This is a genomic window from Xenophilus sp. Marseille-Q4582, from assembly GCF_916700565.1.
In the GTDB taxonomy this organism is placed as follows: domain Bacteria; phylum Pseudomonadota; class Gammaproteobacteria; order Burkholderiales; family Burkholderiaceae_C; genus Xenophilus.
Genome location: NZ_CAKAKO010000006.1, coordinates 897,301 through 914,457, shown reverse-complemented (window position 1 = coordinate 914,457; position 17,157 = coordinate 897,301). Strand labels below are relative to the sequence as shown.

Here is a 17,157-nt window from a genome sequence, read left to right as displayed (position 1 = left end):
CCCAGGCCGCGCTGGTCAAGCAGCTGGAAGCGGCCGTGCTGGGCGACAAGGCGGCCGAGGCCAGCGCGCGGCTGAACCTGGAGCACACGCGGCTGGTCTCGCCGGTCACGGGCCGCATCGGTCTGCGCACGGTGGACCCGGGCAACATGGTCACGGCCAACTCCGCCACCGGCATCGCCACCATCACGCAGATGAACCCCATCGACGTGGAATTCGCCGTGCCGCAGGACCGCGTGCCCGACGTGCAGGGCCAGGTGCGGGCGAATGCCGCGCTCAAGGTGGACGCCATGGACCGCACCCGCACCCAGGTGCTGGACAGCGGCCAGTTCCTCACGCTCAACAACGTCATCGACACCAGCACCGGCACCGTGAAGGCCAAGGCGCGTTTCGGCAACGAAAGCGGCAGCCTGTTCCCGAACCAGTTCGTCAACGTGCGCCTGACGCTGCGCACCGAGCGCGCGCTGGTGGTGCCGGTCACCGCCGTGCGCACCGGACCCAAGGGCCCGTACGTCTACGTGATCGGCGAAGACCGCACGGTGCAGATGCGGCCCGTGAAGCGCGGCGAGTCGACCGTGGAGGTGGTGGCCATCACCGAAGGCCTGAAGGAAGGCGAGAAGGTGGTCACCGAGGGCGGCGACCGCCTGAGCGAAGGCTCGCGCGTGCAGCTGCAGGGCGATGCCCCGCCCAAGCCGCGCGCCGAAGGCCAGCAGCGCCGCGGTCCGCGCGGCGAGGGCGGCGAGCGCCGTGGCCCGCCCGGCCAACAAGGGCAGGGCGGCCAGCGCGGTCCGCGTCCGGGCGCCGGCGGCCCTCCCTGATCCCCGCGGCAGGCGCGTTTTCGCATGAGTCCCTCCCGTCCCTTCATCGAGCGGCCGGTCGCCACCGCGCTGCTGATGCTCGCCATCGTGCTCACCGGCCTGGTGGGCCTGAAGTTCCTGCCGCTGGCGGCGCTGCCGCAGGTGGACTACCCCACCATCCAGGTGCAGACGCTGTACCCCGGCGCCAGCCCCGACGTGATGAGCCGCACCGTGAGCGCCCCGCTGGAGCGCCAGTTCGGCCAGATGGCGGGCCTGAACCGCATGAGCTCCACCAGCGCGGCCGGCGTGTCGCTGGTCACCTTGCAGTTCGACCTGGACCAGACGCTGGACGTGGCCGAGCAACAGGTGCAGGCCGCCATCAACGCGGGCGGCTCCTTCCTGCCGGCCGACCTGCCGGCACCGCCCGTGTATGCCAAGGTCAACCCGGCCGACGCGCCCATCCTGTCGCTGGCCATCAGCTCCGATGCGCTGCCGCTGACCGAGGTGCAGAACATCGTCAACACGCGGCTGGCGCAGAAGATCAGCCAGGTGGGGGGCGTGGGCCTGGTCACTCTGTGGGGCGGCCAGCGGCCGGCGGTGCGTATCCAGGCCAACGTGAACGCGCTGGCCTCGGCCGGCATCGGGCTGGACACGCTGCGCAGCGCCATCAGCGCGGCCAATGCCAGCGGCGCCAAGGGCAGCTTCGACGGCCCCGCGCGCGCCTACACCATCAACTCCAACGACCAGCTGCAGACGGCCGCCGACTACATGGGCCTGATCGTGGCCTGGAAGAACGGCGCGCCGGTGCGCATGAGCGACGTGGCCAAGGTCACGCAGAGCGCCGAGAACAACCAGCTCGGCGCCTGGGCGGCGTTGAAGGACGAGAAGACGCAGGCCAACGGGGCCGGTGACGGACAGCTGCGGCCCGCGGTCATCCTGAACGTGCAGCGCCAGCCGGGCGCCAACGTGATCTCCACCGTCGACGCGATCATGAAGCAGCTGCCCGAGCTGCAGGCCCAGCTGCCGGGCAACGTGCGCGTGGAGCTGCTGTCCGACCGCACGCAGGGCATCCGTGCCTCGGTCGCGCACGTGCAGATGGAACTGGTGCTGGCCGTGGTGCTGGTGGTGCTGGTGATCTTCGCCTTCCTGCACAACCTGCGCGCCACTGTCATCGCCAGCATCGCGGTGCCCATCTCGCTGATCGGCTCCTGCGGGCTGATGTACCTGCTGGGCTATTCGCTCAACAACCTGAGCCTGATGGCGCTGACCATCGCCACCGGCTTCGTGGTGGACGACGCGATCGTGATGATCGAGAACATCGCGCGCTACCTCGAAGAGGGCGAGAAGCCTTTCGCCGCCGCGGTGAAGGGCGCCACGCAGATCGGCTTCACCATCATCTCGCTCACGGTGTCGCTGATCGCGGTGCTGATCCCGCTGCTGTTCATGCAGGACGTGGTGGGCCGGCTGTTCCGCGAGTTCGCCGTCACGCTGTCGATCACCATCCTGATCTCGGCGGTGGTCTCGCTCACACTGGTGCCCATGATGGCGGCGCGCTGGCTGCGCCCGGAGTCCGAGACGCGCAGCCGCTTTGGCGACGCGGTGCAGCGCTTCTTCGACCGCGTGATCACCGGCTATGACCGGCAACTGCAATGGGTGCTGCGCCACCAGCCGCTGACGCTGGTGGTGGCGCTGGCCACGCTGGCGCTCACGGCGCTGCTGTACGTGGTCATTCCCAAGGGCCTGTTCCCGACGCAGGACACCGGGCAACTGCGCGCGCGCATCGAGGCCGCGCAGGACGTGTCGTACGCCCGCATGGCCGAGCTGCAGCAGCGCGCCGCCAACGCCGTGCTGGCCGACCCGGACGTGCGCAGCGTGAGTTCGGTGGTCGGCGTGGACGCGGCCAACAACAGCATGCTCAACACCGGCACGCTGCTGATCAACCTGCGCACCGGCCGCGACGGGCAGGACGAAGTGATGCGGCGGCTGCGCGAGCGCGTGGCGGCCGACGTGGCCGGCGTGCAGATCTACCTGCAGCCCACGCAGGACCTGACCATCGACGCCGAGAGCGGCCCGACCGAGTTCCGCTTCTCGCTGGAGGGCGGCGACACCGCGACGGTGAACGGCTGGGCGCAGAAGATGGTGGCGCGGCTGCAGCAGGAGCCCAAGGTGCGAAACGCCACCACCGACGCCGGTGCGCAGGGCCTGGCTGCGTACGTGGACATCGACCGCAACACCGCCTCGCGCCTGTCGGTCACGGCCAGCAGCGTGGACGATGCGCTGTACTCGGCCTTCGGCCAGCGCATCGTGTCCACCATCTTCACCGAGACCAACCAGTACCGCGTGATCCTGGAGGCCGACCGGGAGGGGCTGGAATCGCCGCAGGGCCTGGGCAACCTGCCGCTGCGCACGGGCGGCGGCAGCACCACGCCGCTGTCGGCCTTCGCCACGGTGCGCGAGCAGCAGGCGCCGCTGCAGGTCACGCGTGTGGCGCAGTACCCGGCCGCCACGGTGGGCTTCGACACGCCGCCCGGCCAGGCGCTGGGGGGTGCGGTGGCGGCCATCCGCGCGGCCGCGAAGGAAATCGGCATGCCCGCGAGCGTGCGCATGACCTTCCTGGGCGCGGCGGGGGCGTACGAGAAGTCGCTCACCAACCAGCTGTGGCTGATCCTGGCCGCGCTGGTGTGCGTCTACATCGTGCTGGGCGTGCTGTACGAAAGCTACGTGCACCCGATGACGATCCTGTCCACCCTGCCGTCGGCCGGCGTGGGGGCGCTGCTGGCGCTGATGATCGCGGGCCACGACCTGGGCGTGATCGGCATCATCGGCATCATCCTTCTGATCGGCATCGTGAAGAAGAACGCGATCATGATGATCGACTTCGCCATCGACGCCGAGCGGCGCGAGGGCAAGACGCCGCGCGAGGCGATCCACCAGGCGGCGCTGCTGCGCTTCCGGCCCATTCTGATGACCACGCTGGCGGCGCTGTTCGCGGCGCTGCCGCTGATGTTCGGCTGGGGCGACGGGGCCGAGTTGCGCCGGCCGCTGGGTCTGGCGATCTTCGGCGGGCTGGTCGTGTCGCAGGTGCTGACCTTGTTCACGACGCCGGTGATCTATCTGGCCTTTGATCGGCTGGGGCGGCGGTTCTCTGCTCGGCGCGATCCGGGGGTGACTGCGTGAGGGGGCGCTGTTGCCCGTGCAGGCCCGCCCGGCAGAGGCCGCGCGCCGGCCGACCCGACTGCGTCCGGCCCCTTCGGGGCTGCCCTGCGATGCTCGCGGAGCCGGCCCGCTGCGTAACTCGCTGCGCGCTGCTGCGCAGCGCTGCGCTCGAACAGACGCAGCGAATCAGTTCACGAAGCGTGCCTGTCCTGCGGCAGGCACGCAGGCCGGCCCCGCTGCGCTTCTCGGCGGCGCACACGGGATCGGTCGGCGCGCGGCCCCTGCCGGGCTGCGCGGCTGGTTCTGGCGGTCGCTCGTCTGCCGCTGCGCTGTTGGGGCGCCGCAAGGGCTGCCTCGGTCCGCGAATCGATGCGGCCGAGCAGCGCAGCGGCAGGCGGATCAGGGCTCGCGATTGTCTGAGCGGAGCGCAGCGCAGCGAGTTCGAGCGAGACCCCGCCTGTCGCGAGCAGCGCAGGGCAGTCGCGCAGCGACCCGCAGCGTTTGAGCGGAGCGGGGCAGCCCTTGCGGCGTCCGGGACGCAACGCTTGCGGGCCACTGGCTGCACGTCATTCGAACAAGGGCAGGTTGCATGAACCTCTCCCGCCCCTTCGTCGAACGCCCCATCGCCACGGTGCTGCTCACTCTGGGCCTGGCGCTGGCCGGGATCATGGCCTTCTTCGTGCTGCCGGTGTCGCCGCTGCCGCAGGTGGACTATCCGGTGATCTCGGTCTCGGCCAGCCTGTCGGGTGCCAGCCCCAGCACCATGGCCAGCAGCGTGGCCACGCCACTGGAGCGGCGGCTGGGCGTGATCCCGGGCGTGAACGAGATGACCTCGACCAGCTCCACAGGCTCCACGCGCGTGACGCTGCAGTTCGACCTCAACCGCAACATCGACGCGGCCGCGCGCGAAGTGCAGGCCGCCATCAACGCCGCGCGGGCCGACCTGCCGGCCACGCTGCGCAGCAACCCGACCTACCGCAAGGCCAACCCCTCGGCCTCGCCGGTCATCATCCTCGCGCTCACCTCCAAGACGCGCACGCCGGGCCAAATCTACGACGCCGTCTCCAACATCGTGAGCCAGCGCCTGTCGCAGGTCGAAGGCGTGGGCGACGTGGAAATCGGCGGCGGCTCGCTGCCCGCCGTGCGCGTGGAGCTGGAACCGTACAGCCTCAACCGCCTGGGCATCAGCACCGAGGACGTGCGCGCCGCCATCCAGGCCAACAACGCCAACCGGCCCAAGGGCGTGATCGAAAGCGGCGAGCGCCGGCTGCAGATCTACACCCCGTCACCCGGCCTGCGCGCGGCCGACTACCGGCACCTGGTCATCGCCTGGCGCAACGGTGCGCCCGTGCGGCTGTCGGACGTGGCCGAGGTCATCGACAGCGTGGAGAACACCCGCACCCTGGGCCTGTTCAACGGCCAGCCGGCCGTGATCGTGCTGGTCACGCAGGAGGCCGGCGCCAACATCATCGAAACCGTCGACGGCGTGCGCAAGCTGCTGCCCGAGCTGGCGGCCCAGCTGCCGCAGGACATCGCCGTGCAGGTCGCCTCCGACCGCACCAGCTCCATCCGCGCTTCGCTGCGCGAAGTGGAATTCACGCTGATGCTGTCGGTGGTGCTGGTCGTCTTCGTGGTCGGCGTCTTCCTGCGCCGCGCGCGCGCCACCGTCATCCCGGCCGTCGCCACCGTGGTCTCGCTGCTCGCCACCTTCGGCGTCATGCACCTGCTGGGCTTCTCGCTCAACAACCTGAGCCTGATGGCGCTCACCGTGGCCACCGGCTTCGTGGTCGACGACGCCATCGTGGTGCTGGAGAACACGCAGCGCCACATCGAAGCCGGCATGGACCGCCTGGCCGCTGCCTTGCAGGGCGCGCGCGAGGTGGGCTTCACCGTGCTGTCCATCAGCCTGTCGCTGGTGGCCGTGTTCATCCCGCTGCTGTTCATGGGCGGACAGGCGGGCCGGCTGTTCAAGGAATTCGCCGTCACGCTGTCGGCCGCAGTGCTGATCTCGCTGGTCATTTCGCTGACCACCACGCCCATGATGTGCGCCACGCTGCTGCGCGCGGAATCGCACTACCTGAAGCGGCGCGGCAACCGCCCGCCGGGGCGCCTGTCGCGCGGCCTGGAGCGCGCGTGGCTGGCCTGCCAGCGCGGCTACGCGCATGTGCTGGACTGGGCGCTGGCCGCGAAGGCGCTGGTCGTGCTGTCGCTGGTGGCGGTGGTGGCGCTCAACGCGTACCTGTTCATGCACGTGCCCAAGGGCTACTTCCCGCAGCAGGACAACGGCCAGATCAACGCCGGCCTGCGCGCCGACCAGAGCATCTCCTCGGTCGCCTTCACCGCCAAGCTCAGGCAGGCGGTGGACATCATCCATGCCGACCCGGCCGTGGACACGGTGGTGGGCTTCTCCGGGGGCTCGCGCGCGGGCGGCGGCTTCATGTTCGTCAACCTCAAGCCAGCCGGGCAGCGGGACAGCACCCAGGCCGTCATCGACCGCCTGCGGCCCCAGCTCAACCAGCTCACGGGCCTGCGCGTGTTCCTCGGCCCGGTGCAGGAACTGCGCATGGGCGGGCGCCAGAGCAACTCGGCCTACCAGTACACGCTGCGCAGCGACAAGGCCAGCGACTTGCGCGAATGGGCGATCAAGCTCACGGCGCGGCTGCAGGAGATTGCGCAGCTGACCGACGTGGACGGCGAGACCGGCAACGACAACGGCGTGGAAACCTACGTGCAGGTGGACCGCGCGGCCGCCGCGCGCCTGGGCGTGGACCCCACGGCCCTCAACGGCGCGCTCTACAACGCCTTCGGCCAGCGCTCGGTCGCCACCATCTACAACGACCTGAACCAGTACGCCGTGATCATGGAATGGGCGCCGCGCTTCCAGACCTCGCCGCTGGCGCTCAAGGACCTGTACGTGCCCTCCAAGCTCAACACCACGACGGACGCGAGCGGGCGCAGCATCACCTCGTCGATCGAGAACACCACCGACGCGGCCACCGGCACCTCCACCGTCACCTCGGCCAACCCGGGGCAGCGCGCGGCCTCCACCGGCCAGGCGCTCGCGTCCGACACTACAAACATGGTGCCACTGTCGGCCTTCGCGCGGCTGGCCGAGCGGGCCGTGCCCAGCTCCGTGAGCCATGAGGACGGCGAGCTGGCCAGCACCATTTCCTTCGCGCTGGCCGAAGGCGTGCCGCTGGCCGAAGGGCAGCGCCTGGTCAAGCAGGCCGAGCAGGAGATCGGCATGCCGATCAACGTGCGCGGCGGCTTCTCGGGCACCGCGGCGGCGGCCCAGCAGTCCAGCGCGCAGCAGCTGATGCTGATCTTCGCGGCCATCGTCGTGATCTACATCGTGCTGGGCATCCTCTACGAAAGCCTGGTGCACCCGATCACGGTGCTCAGCACCTTGCCTTCGGCCGGCGTGGGCGCGGTGCTGGCGCTGCTGCTGTTTCGCATGGAGCTGTCGATCATGGCGCTGATCGGGCTGTTCCTGCTGATCGGCATCGTGAAGAAGAACGCGATCATGATCATCGACTTCGCGCTCGAGGCCGAGCGCTCGCGCGGCCTGAGCGCCATGGAGGCCGTGCGCGAGGCCAGCCTGCTGCGCCTGCGCCCCATCCTCATGACCACGCTGGCCGCCGCGCTGGGCGCGCTGCCGCTGGCCATCGGCTTCGGCCAGGGCGGCGAGCTGCGCCAGCCCCTGGGCGTGACCATCATCGGCGGCCTGCTGGTGAGCCAGCTGCTCACCCTGGTGACCGTGCCCGTGGTCTACGTGCTGATGGACAGGCTGCGCCACCGGCCGGCCAACGAGCGCGACCTGGCGCGCAGCGCCGGCAGCCCCACTTTCTGATCGCCATGACCGTTTCATCGTTTCCTGCCGCTTCTTCGCCTTTCGCCGTCCCGCAGCCGCGCCGCCGCGCGCTGCTGGCCCTGGCGGGTGCCGCCGCGCTGAGCGGCTGTGCCCTCGGCCCGCCCCACGCCGTGCCCGAATCCCCGCAGCCCCTGGCGTGGAAGGAAGCGCCCGCGGTCGAAGGCTGGATGCCGGCCGTGCCCGGCGACACGCTGCAAAGCGGCGACTGGTGGACGCGCTTCGGCGATCCGGTGCTCGACGAACTGGCCGGGCGCGTGCAGGTGTCGAACCAGAACATCGCCGCCGCCGTGGCCGCCTACAGCCAGGCGCAGGCGCTGGTGCGCGAGCAGCGCGCGCAGCTCTTTCCGACGGTCTCGCTCAATGGCAGCGGGCGCCGCAGCGGCAACGTGCGCGGGCAGAGCAATGCCAGCGGCAGCTACTCGGCCACGCTGGGGGCCGACTGGTCGGTGGACCTGTGGGGCCGGCTGCGCGAGGCCGGCACCAGCGCCGTGGCGGGCGCGCAGGCCAGCGAAGCGGACCTGGCCGCGGCGCGCCTGTCGGCCATCGGCGATCTGGCCATCAACTACCTGACGCTGCGCGAGACCGACGCCGAGATCGCGCTGCTGGCGCAGAGCATCGAGGGCTACGAGCGCGCGCTGACCATCACGCGCAACCGCTACGAAGCCGGCATCGCGGGCCAGACCGACGTGCTGCAGGCGCAGACCCAGCTGGTGAACGCGCGCGCCGAGCGCGTGGGCCTGCAGCGCAACCGCGCGGTGCTGGAGCATGCGATCGCGGTGCTGGTGGGCGCTGCGCCGGCCGAGTTCCGGCTGGCGCCCGCCGCCTGGCGGCCGGTGGTGCCGACGGTGCCGCTCACCGTGCCTTCGCAGCTGCTGCAGCGGCGCCCCGACATCGCCGCCGCCGAGCGCGACGTGGCGGCGGCCAACGCGCAGATCGGCATCGCGCGGGCGGCCTACTTCCCGAGCTTGAGCCTGTCGGCCTCGGTGGGCAGCAGCACCAGCCGCGTGGGCGACCTGTTCAGCGCCTCGAACATGCTGTGGGCGCTGGGCCTGTCCGCGGCGCAGACCCTGTTCGACGCCGGCGCCACCGGCGCGCGCGTGGACAGCGCCCGCGCCGGCCACGAAGCCGCGGTGGCGCGCTACCGCCAGCGCGTGCTCACGGCCTTCCAGAACGTCGAAGACCAGCTCAGCGCCGCGGCGGCGCTGGCCGAGCAGGCCGGGCTGCGGCGCGAAGCCTCCGAAGCGGCCGATCGCACCGAGCAGCAGCAGCTCAACCGCTACCGCGCCGCGCAGGTCAGCTACACCGAAGTCGTCAGCGCGCAGGCCGCGGCGCTCAGCGCGCGCCGCGCGCTGGCGCAGGTGCAGCTGTCGCGCCAGACGGCGGCGGTGGAACTGATCCAGGCCCTGGGCGGGGGCTGGGAGGCGCACTGGCTCGCCGCGCCCCCGGCACCGGCCGCTGCGGCGCCCCGCTGAGAAGGTGTGAACGAACCCCACATGCCCGCTCATCCCGCCCAGGTGCACGCCCTCATCGTTGCAAATGCTCGCCATAGCCCGAGCTATGGCTGCGCTTTGCGCCTCGATGGCGCACCCCTGGACGGTCTGCTCGGCCACGCGGGATTCATTCACACCTTCTGAGTCCGCGGCTCAGCCGCCGCGCGCGCAGGCCGCCGCCTGGCGCAGGCCCGCCTGCTCGCGCAGGTTGTGGAACATCGGCGGCGCGGCTTGCGCCTGGTGCATCTGGGCCCGGTGGCCGGCCGCCTGCAGGGCCTGGACGAACTCGGCCTGCAGCACGAAAGGCGTGACCTTGTCGCGCGGGTCGCCCATCACATGCACCGCGCGCGCCGGATCGGCCGCCACGCCCGCCACATGGGCCAGCGGGTCGTACATGGCGCGCGCCAGCACCTGCCCGCGCGCCACTGAGGGCGCCGGCCCGCCGACGGTGCGGTTCATGCGCCAGCGCTCCAGGTAGTCGAAGGCGGGCGAAGTCATGACGGCGCAGCGCACGCCCTGGCGGCCCAGGGTGAGCAGTGCGGCGACGGCCGTGGCGCCGCCGCTGTGGCCCCACAGCACCAGGTGGCGGATGCCGTGGCGGCGCTGTAGCAGATCCACCCCGGCCGCGAGCGGAACGAATTCCTCCACCAGGCGCCGGCGCAGCCGGTGGTCGCCCGAGGAGCCGTAGGTGCCCGGCCGCGCGAGCATCACCACCGGCAGACCAGCCTGGCGCGCGAAGGCGTCCATGGCGGCGGTCTGCGCCTGCGCCGTGTTGGCCGGGATCTGGGCCGGCGGCGTGTTCAGCAGTCGGTCGCGATCGCCGGTGAAGTACACGATGGCGGTGTCGGCGCCCTGCAGGCCGGCGGAGGCGAAGTAGCGCAGGCACACATCGCCGGTGTCCAGCGGCAGCCAGAGATAGCCGTCGGCGTCGGGGCAGTCGGCGCGGCTGGCGGGCTGGCTCCAGGGCAGTGGTGCTTCGGGCGGCATCAGCGCGTGCGCCTGGCTGAGCGGGGCAGCGAGCAGTGCCACGCCCATCGCGCGCAACGACGACAAGCGCGGCCGTGGCCGGCACGAAGGGACGGGGGGTGGCGCGGGCATGGCGACTCAGGAGGCGGAAAGCGCGGCGGCCGGGGCCGGAACGTGCGGTGCATCGGTGGGCGCGCCGGGCCGGCCCGGGATCGCGACCTCGACGAAGTGCGGCAGCGTGTGCACATGCAGCCGCTCGCGATCCCGGACCAGCGCCACCTGCAGCTGCAGGCGGCCGTTGGCGATCTCGCCGAGCGGCGGCGGGCGCAGCGGGCACAGGTCCACATAGATCGCGCCGGGTTGCCAGCGGCTTGTGGGCCAGAGCCAGTCGCAGGGGTCATGGTCCATGCCCCGGCCCCAGGCCTCGCGGCCGGCCGGCGCGCCGTCGGCCAGCGGCACGGCGCGCAGGTCCAGCCGAAAATCCTGCGGCACGGGCGCGTCGCAGCACCAGTAGCTGCGCACCCACGGGCTCTGGCGCTGGGTCAGGGGCGCGGCAGGCTCCATGCGCAGGCCGAGCAGGCGCAGCGGGCCCAGGGCCAGCGGCTGCGGCAGGCGCGCATCGGCGGGAACCTGATGCACGCAGGCGCCCGCGGGCGGTGGCAGCGGTGCACGCAGCGCGTGCAGGTCGCAGGGCAAGGGGGCGGGCCGGGCCGGGCCGCTGCGCGCGCTTGGGGCCGGCCGCGCAGGCGGCATCAGCTCCAGCGCGGCCGTACCGTCCTCGCGCAGGGCCAGCGGCGTCCCCAGCTCGGCACACAGCGCCACGTAGCGCCGGGCCGCTTCGATGCGGGCCTCGCCCTGCAGTTCCACGCTCTGGCCGAAGCCGACCTGCACCGGCACGAAGACCACGCGCCGCACGCCCTGCACGCCGAGCTCCAGCTCGAACACGCCGCCCGCGCCGCCGTCCTGGCGGCGGGCATCGAAGAGCAGGTCGCCGGCGTCGTACACGATGGGCCGGCCCTGGTGGACGCCCAGGCCCTGCAGCCGGTGCGCCGAGGCGCCCAGCACCGCGTCCGCTCCGGCGTCGATGATCGCCCGGCCCAGCGCCTGCTGCGCGGCCGAGGGCCGGCGCCGGTGGTTGGCGCCCCAGTGCACGGCGACCAGCACCACGTCGGCGCGCGTGCGCGCCTGCGCGATGCGCGGCGCGAGCGCGGCGGTCCAGGCCGCCGGGTCGTCGGGCGGCAGCCAGGCGCAGCCGGGCGTGTCGCTACGGGCCGCAAAGCGCGGCTGGGTGCTGTCGACGGCGAACAGCGCCACGGTCAGCGGGCCGGCGCGGGCGAAGGCCGGCTGCAGGGCTTCGTCGGCGTTGCGCCCGCTGCCGGCCTGCGCGATGCCCGCGCGCGCGAGCCATTGCAGATGCTCCGCGACCGCCGACGGGCCGTAGTCGCCCGCGTGGTTGTTGGCCGTGGCAACCAGGCCCACGCCCGCGGTGGTGAGCACCTCCAGCATCGCCGGCCGCGCGCGGAAGTAGTAGGGGCCGCCTTCGCCCTTGGCCACGCCGCGCTCGCCGCCCGTGGCGACCACGCATTCGAGGTTGACGATGGCCAGGTCGGCCCGCGCGAGCGCGCGCACCGGCGCCAGCGTGCGCGCCATGCCCAGGCGCTCGGTCAGGTAATGCTGGCGGCGGCCCAGGTTCACGTCGCCGCCCCAGGCCACCACGGGGCCCTGGCGCGGCAGGCGGGGCGGCCCTTCGCGGTACTGCAGGTAGGCGACCAGCCCCGACAGGTAGTGCTCCACGTCGTCGATGCGCACGCGCCAGCTGTGGTGGCGGATGAAGAAGCTGCCGACGATGCGCGCCGGGTTCTTGAAGAACATGGCCAGCTCGGGCCAGAAATGGCCGCTGAGCAGGTAGCGTGCCCGGTGTTCCAGGGCGCGGTGGAACTTGTCGAGGTCGAAGCCCTGCAGCAGGCCCGCGTGCGTGGGGTCGGCCTGCAGGCGCACGATCATGCGCTCGGCCGCGCACATCAGCTCCAGCAGCGTGGGGAAGGTGGTGATGCGCTCCAGCACGAAGTCCAGGTGGCCGCGCACGTTGTCCAGGCCGAAGCGGAAGTAGCGTGCCTCGGGCCGGTACAGCGTCAGCTCGTTCACGCAGTAGCCCAGCCAGTGGTCGTGCGCGCGCCAGTGTTCGGCGGCGATGAAATGGTCGAAAGCGCGTTCGACCGCGGCCAGGTAGCGCGGGTTGCGCGTGAGGCCGTACAGGCGCATCAGGCCGAAAGCCGCCTCGCCGTCGTAATAGATGATGCGCTGCGCCTGCTTGACGCTCAGCTGCGGGTAATTGAGCACATGCACGAAGCCGCCGGTGTCGGGCTGCTGCATGTGCAGCACGCCGCGCGCCAGTTGGTCCAGCAGGGGCCGGTAGGCCAGGCTGCCGGTGAGCTGCGCATGCTTGCTGAAGGCCAGCAGGCACACCGCATTGCCGCCGAGCTTGATCTCGTCGCCCACGTCCACCAGGAAGGCGGCCGTGCCGCCGTCGGGCAGGGGCAGCGTGCGGATGGCCTGCGTGGCCAGCCAGTCGAGCGCGCGTTCCGCCGCGGCCAGCTGGGCCGGCGCCTGCGTCAGCTCCCACGCCTCCAGCAGCGCGTAGGTGGAGCTGGCATGGCGCAGCGTGTTGTAGGTGGGAATGGGGCGGTCGAAGCAGGGGAACCAGCCGTAGTGGTACAGCCCCGAAGGCTGCACCTGCCGGCCCAGGTAGCCGGCCGCGCGCGCCACCACCTCGCGCACGCCGCGCGGGCCCCAGTCGGGCAGCAGGCGGTAGCCGCTCTCGCGGCCTTCGTGCTCGATCACGTGCAGCGCTTCGCCGTCGGCGAAGACGGCGCGCGTGTCGAAAAGCCACAGCGGCGCGTCGTCGGCCGCGGGCCATTCCAGCGCGCGGCCGAAGCGCTGGCGCGTGTAGCAGGCCGTTGAAAAAATGCTCATCGAACGCGCCAGGGTCGTGGATTTCGAAGAAACGGATCGCCCAAACTGGCCTGCGCAGCGATTGGAGCGGCCATTTCGGCCTGTTTGCAGGCCGTTTTGCCCGTTCCGGGCGCACGTATCCCATGGTTCACGCATGATGCGCGTCCCACCAGCCGCCCAGACTGCCCATGCGCACCAGGTTGTAGGTGGCAAAGCACAGCAGCGCCTGGCCCGCGAGCTTGGCCTGACCGATCAATTTGGTCTTGGCCAGACCACCCACTGTCTTGATCCAGCCAAAGGCCTCCTCGATGCGCTTGCGCACTTTGAGGCTGGTCTTGTAGCCCTCGTGGCGCCGGATGCGGCCATCGACCGCCGAGTGCTTGTCCTTGGCCGCCACGTGTGGCGTGACTTTGAGCTTTCGGCAGCCCTTGATGAAGGCCTGGCTGTCGTAACCTTTGTCGGCCCCGACCGTGGCCCGCTTGTTCTTGTTTCCCCGGCGTTTGAGCATCGCCAGCGCCGCCTCGCGCTCGGCGGTGCCACTGGCATGTGTGATCTCCACATCCACGATCAGCCCGTTGCGGTTCTCCATGAGGATGTGCCCCATGTGGCACAGGCGAGATTTGTCGCCCGCGCTCTTCTTGAACAGCCGGGCATCGGCATCGGTGGTGCTGGCGTGGGTGTCGTTGCAGCGCTCCTGCCCTTTGCAGCTCACCTCGGGGTTGCGTCCGGGTGGCGTGCCGCTGTCGTCGTCTTTGCGTTTGAAACTCTTGTGCGAGGCCCAGGCCTCAATCAGCGTGCCGTCCACGCTGAAGTGTTCGTCGCTGGCAAGCCGGCCCCACTGGGCGCTGAGCTTGACGCGCTCGAAGAAGGCGCGCGCCAGGTCTTCGTTGAAGAGGCGTTCGCGGTTGGCGCTGAAGGTGGAGTGGTCCCAGACCTTGTCTTCAATGTTCAGGCCCACGAACCAGCGGTACAGCAGGTTGTAGTTGACCGCCTCGACCAGCTGGCGTTCGCTGCGGATGGAGAACAGGATTTGCAGCAGCAAGGCCTTGAGCAGCATCTCCGGCGGCACCGAGGGGCGGCCACGGCGGGCGTACACCGCTTCGAACTCGCTGTTCATGCTCGACAGCAGCGCATCCACCACGGCGCGCAACTTGCGCAGCGGGTGTGCCGCTGGCACTCTTTCTTCAAGGCTGATGTAGCTAAACATCGCCCCCTGGAAGTCTTGGTTGCCTCTCATCTTTCTTGTCGCAGTTGTTCCGGGATGGCTTCAGATCGTAGCGGCCGACGCGGACGCTCGCAGGGGATTTTTCAACGGCCTGCTAGGCGCGCAGGTTGGCGGCGTTGGGCGTGCAGGCCTCGTGATCGCCGTCGTAGAGGATGGCATTGGCGCCCAGTTCCTGCTCGAGCAGGGCATGGGTGAAGCCGGCATCGAAGGCGATGCCCGAGCGCAGGTAGTTGCGCTTGACCTGGCCCAGCAGCGCCTGCAGCTGTGCCCAGGGGAGCGCCTGCACCTGGGCCACGCGGTCGATGCGCAGCCAGGCCGGCGCGGCCGGCAGGCGCCGCGCCGCGTGCTCAACGGCGGCTGCGGCCGCGGCCCAAGCCGCCTCGAAATCGGCGCCGGTCACGCACAGCACCTGCGCGCGCGCCGCTTCATGGCCGAGGGCGAGAAACAGCACGCAGGGCGGCACGCCGGGCGACGCGGCGGGGGCCGCGGCGGCCAGGTGCTGCGTGGCCAGCGGCTTCAGCCGGGTCAGCAGCGCCTGTGCGGGGGCGCCGGGCTGCGGCGGGGCGGGTGAGGACGGCGGGGAAGCGGGCGCAGGATCCTTCATGCCGGCGAGTCTGGGACAGAAATGAATGTCACGCCATTGTGAATTCATCCGTGAATTCGTCCGGACTGCCGCCGGCGTGGCGGGTTCAGTGCGCCAGGATCTTCGACAGGAACTGCTGGGCGCGGTCGCTGCGCTGCTCGGGGTGGCCGAAGAACTCTTCCTTCGCGCAGTCTTCCATGATCTGGCCGCGGTCCATGAAGATCACGCGGTCGGCCACCTTGCGCGCAAAGCCCATCTCGTGCGTCACGCACATCATGGTCATGCCTTCGCGCGCCAGCTGCACCATCACGTCCAGCACTTCGTTGACCATCTCCGGGTCCAGGGCCGAGGTCGGCTCGTCGAAGAGCATCGCGATCGGGTCCATGGCCAAGGCGCGGGCGATGGCCACGCGCTGCTGCTGGCCGCCCGAGAGCTGGACCGGGTACTTGTGCGCATGGGCCGACAGGCCCACGCGGGCCAGCAGCGCCAGCGATTTCTCGCGCGCCTCGGCCGGGCTGCGCTTGAGCACCTTGCACTGCGCGATCGACAGGTTCTGCTCGATGCTCAGGTGCGGGAACAGCTCGAAATGCTGGAACACCATGCCCACGCGCGAGCGCAGCCGGTTCATGTTGACCTTGGGGTCGCCCACGGCCATGCCGTCGACGCGGATGCGGCCCTTCTGGAAGGGCTCGAGCGCGTTCACGCACTTGATCAGCGTGGACTTGCCCGAGCCCGAGGGGCCGCACACCACCACCACCTCGCCCTTGCGCACGGTGGTCGTGCAGTCGGTCAGCACCTGGAAGGCGCCGTACCACTTGCTCACCTGTTCAATCTCGATCATGGGTTCTCTCCTGGGGTGGGGATGGCGGTGGGGGTCAGCAGTTCGAGCAGCACGTGGGCCACGGCCACGGTGGCGGCGCGCAGCTCGAAGAGCGGCACGCGCTCGTCGGCGCGGTGGCCGTTGGCCTCGATCAGGCTCTTGGGGCCGGCGCCGTACATCACGGTGGGAATGCCGGCCTCGGCATACAGGCGCGCGTCGGTGTACAGCGGCACGCCGATGGGCGTCACCTCCTGGCCCATGGCGGCGCTGGCCTCGCGGCACATCAGGGCCGTGAGCGCCTCGCTGCCGGGCGCGGGCGTAAAGGGACGCGCCAGCAGGATCTGGCGCACCTCGGCGCGGATGCCGGCCAGCGGGGCGCAGGCCTCTTCGATCACGGCGCGCAGCTCGGCCTCCACCGCCTCGGGCGATTCCTCGGGCACGATGCGGCGGTCGATGCGCAGGCTCAGCCGGTCGGCCACCACGTTGGTGTTGATGCCGCCTTCGATCAGGCCCACGACCATGGTCGGGTGGCCGATGCCGGGCGTTTGCGAGGGGCGCTGCGCCAGGCTGTCGCGGTAGCGGTAGAGCGCGGGCAGCAGCGTGGCGGCGGCTTCGATGGCGTCATGGCCGGTCTCCGGGCGCGCCGCATGGGCCGACAGGCCGCGCAGCGTCACTTCCAGGTGCAGGCAGCCGTTGTGCGCCACCACCACGTGGTGGGAGAGGGCGGCGGAGATCACGTAGTCCGGCCGGCTCAGCCCTTCGGCCAGCAGCCAGCCCGGGCCGGTCATGCCGCCCGTTTCCTCGTCGTAGGTCAGGTGCAGTTCTACCGTGCCCGCGAGCGGCGTGCCCTGCGCATGCGCGTGCTTGAGCGCACGCAGCGCCTGGCCGTAGGTGGTGAAGTCGGACTTGGACACGGCGGCGCCGCGGCCGTAGAGCCAGCCGTCGCGCACCTCGCCGCCGTACGGGTCGCAGGACCAGCCGTCGCCGGGCGGCACCACGTCGCCGTGCGCGTTGAGCGCGATGACCGGGCCGTCGCCGAAGCGCTCGCGCACGATCAGGTTGGTGACGCTGCGCATGCCGTGCTGCCGTGCGAAGGCGTCAGGCACGGCATGGCGCTCCACCGTGAAGCCCATCGCCTCGAACAGTTCGGCCGTGCGTTCGGCATGCGGGCGGCAGTCGCCGGGCGGGTTGTCGGACGGGCATTGCACCAGCCGCGCCAGGGTGGCGACCTGCTCGTCGAAATGGGTGTCGATGAAATGGCGCAACTGCGCGCGCGCCGGGGCGTTGTCAGGGGTCATGG

Annotated in this window: 10 protein-coding genes; 4 read left to right on the top strand and 6 right to left on the bottom strand. The window is 71.1% G+C overall.

The annotated features are described in order from the left end of the window. The 4 genes from LG388_RS24475 to LG388_RS24460 form a co-directional block, all read left to right on the top strand. Positions 1 to 815: efflux RND transporter periplasmic adaptor subunit (locus LG388_RS24475; protein ID WP_225785150.1), on the top strand; the 815-nt coding region annotated here is incomplete at its 5' end. A gap of 24 nt (positions 816 to 839) precedes the next feature. Further along, complete coding sequence (locus LG388_RS24470; RefSeq protein WP_225785149.1) at positions 840 to 3,971, top strand: efflux RND transporter permease subunit; 3,132 nt, start codon at positions 840 to 842, stop codon at positions 3,969 to 3,971. A gap of 568 nt (positions 3,972 to 4,539) precedes the next feature. Beyond that, positions 4,540 to 7,800: an efflux RND transporter permease subunit gene (locus tag LG388_RS24465; RefSeq protein WP_225785148.1), complete on the top strand. Its 3,261-nt coding sequence runs from the start codon at positions 4,540 to 4,542 to the stop codon at positions 7,798 to 7,800. A gap of 5 nt (positions 7,801 to 7,805) precedes the next feature. Beyond that, complete coding sequence (locus LG388_RS24460; RefSeq protein WP_225785147.1) at positions 7,806 to 9,293, top strand: efflux transporter outer membrane subunit; 1,488 nt, start codon at positions 7,806 to 7,808, stop codon at positions 9,291 to 9,293. A 171-nt stretch (positions 9,294 to 9,464) separates the two neighbouring features. On the opposite strand, the gene LG388_RS24455 is transcribed toward LG388_RS24460, so the two are convergent. The 6 genes from LG388_RS24455 to LG388_RS24430 form a co-directional block, all read right to left on the bottom strand. Beyond that, positions 9,465 to 10,340 (bottom strand): S9 family peptidase, encoded by an 876-nt coding sequence (locus LG388_RS24455; RefSeq protein WP_225785146.1) that lies wholly within the window; start codon positions 10,338 to 10,340, stop codon positions 9,465 to 9,467. A 75-nt stretch (positions 10,341 to 10,415) separates the two neighbouring features. Then, positions 10,416 to 13,250, bottom strand: coding sequence for a CapA family protein (locus LG388_RS24450; RefSeq protein ID WP_225785145.1), 2,835 nt, complete (start codon positions 13,248 to 13,250; stop codon positions 10,416 to 10,418). 127 nt (positions 13,251 to 13,377) lie between these two features. Continuing rightward, positions 13,378 to 14,466, bottom strand: a complete 1,089-nt coding sequence (locus tag LG388_RS24445; protein WP_225785144.1) for an IS5 family transposase — start codon at positions 14,464 to 14,466, stop codon at positions 13,378 to 13,380. Positions 14,467 to 14,548: 82 nt separating this feature from the next. Further along, positions 14,549 to 15,058 (bottom strand): hypothetical protein, encoded by a 510-nt coding sequence (locus tag LG388_RS24440; protein ID WP_225785143.1) that lies wholly within the window; start codon positions 15,056 to 15,058, stop codon positions 14,549 to 14,551. Between the two features lie 85 nt (positions 15,059 to 15,143). Continuing rightward, the gene (locus LG388_RS24435) at positions 15,144 to 15,878 is read right to left on the bottom strand and encodes an amino acid ABC transporter ATP-binding protein (protein WP_225785142.1); all 735 of its coding nucleotides are present in this window, start codon (positions 15,876 to 15,878) and stop codon (positions 15,144 to 15,146) included. Next, the gene (locus LG388_RS24430) at positions 15,875 to 17,155 is read right to left on the bottom strand and encodes a M20/M25/M40 family metallo-hydrolase (protein ID WP_225785141.1); all 1,281 of its coding nucleotides are present in this window, start codon (positions 17,153 to 17,155) and stop codon (positions 15,875 to 15,877) included. The genes LG388_RS24435 and LG388_RS24430 overlap by 4 nt, the downstream gene beginning before the upstream one ends. Between the last annotated feature and the right edge of the window lie 2 nt (positions 17,156 to 17,157).

Bases quoted from the DNA above. Each gene is read 5' to 3' on its own strand.
- LG388_RS24470 (WP_225785149.1), top strand. From the start codon at position 840: ATGAGTCCCTCCCGTCCCTTCATCGAGCGGCCGGTCGCCACCGCGCTG.
- LG388_RS24465 (WP_225785148.1), top strand. From the start codon at position 4,540: ATGAACCTCTCCCGCCCCTTCGTCGAACGCCCCATCGCCACGGTGCTG.
- LG388_RS24460 (WP_225785147.1), top strand. From the start codon at position 7,806: ATGACCGTTTCATCGTTTCCTGCCGCTTCTTCGCCTTTCGCCGTCCCG.
- LG388_RS24450 (WP_225785145.1), bottom strand. From the start codon at position 13,250: ATGAGCATTTTTTCAACGGCCTGCTACACGCGCCAGCGCTTCGGCCGC.
- LG388_RS24445 (WP_225785144.1), bottom strand. From the start codon at position 14,466: ATGAGAGGCAACCAAGACTTCCAGGGGGCGATGTTTAGCTACATCAGC.
- LG388_RS24440 (WP_225785143.1), bottom strand. From the start codon at position 15,058: ATGAAGGATCCTGCGCCCGCTTCCCCGCCGTCCTCACCCGCCCCGCCG.
- LG388_RS24435 (WP_225785142.1), bottom strand. From the start codon at position 15,878: ATGATCGAGATTGAACAGGTGAGCAAGTGGTACGGCGCCTTCCAGGTG.
- LG388_RS24430 (WP_225785141.1), bottom strand. From the start codon at position 17,155: ATGACCCCTGACAACGCCCCGGCGCGCGCGCAGTTGCGCCATTTCATC.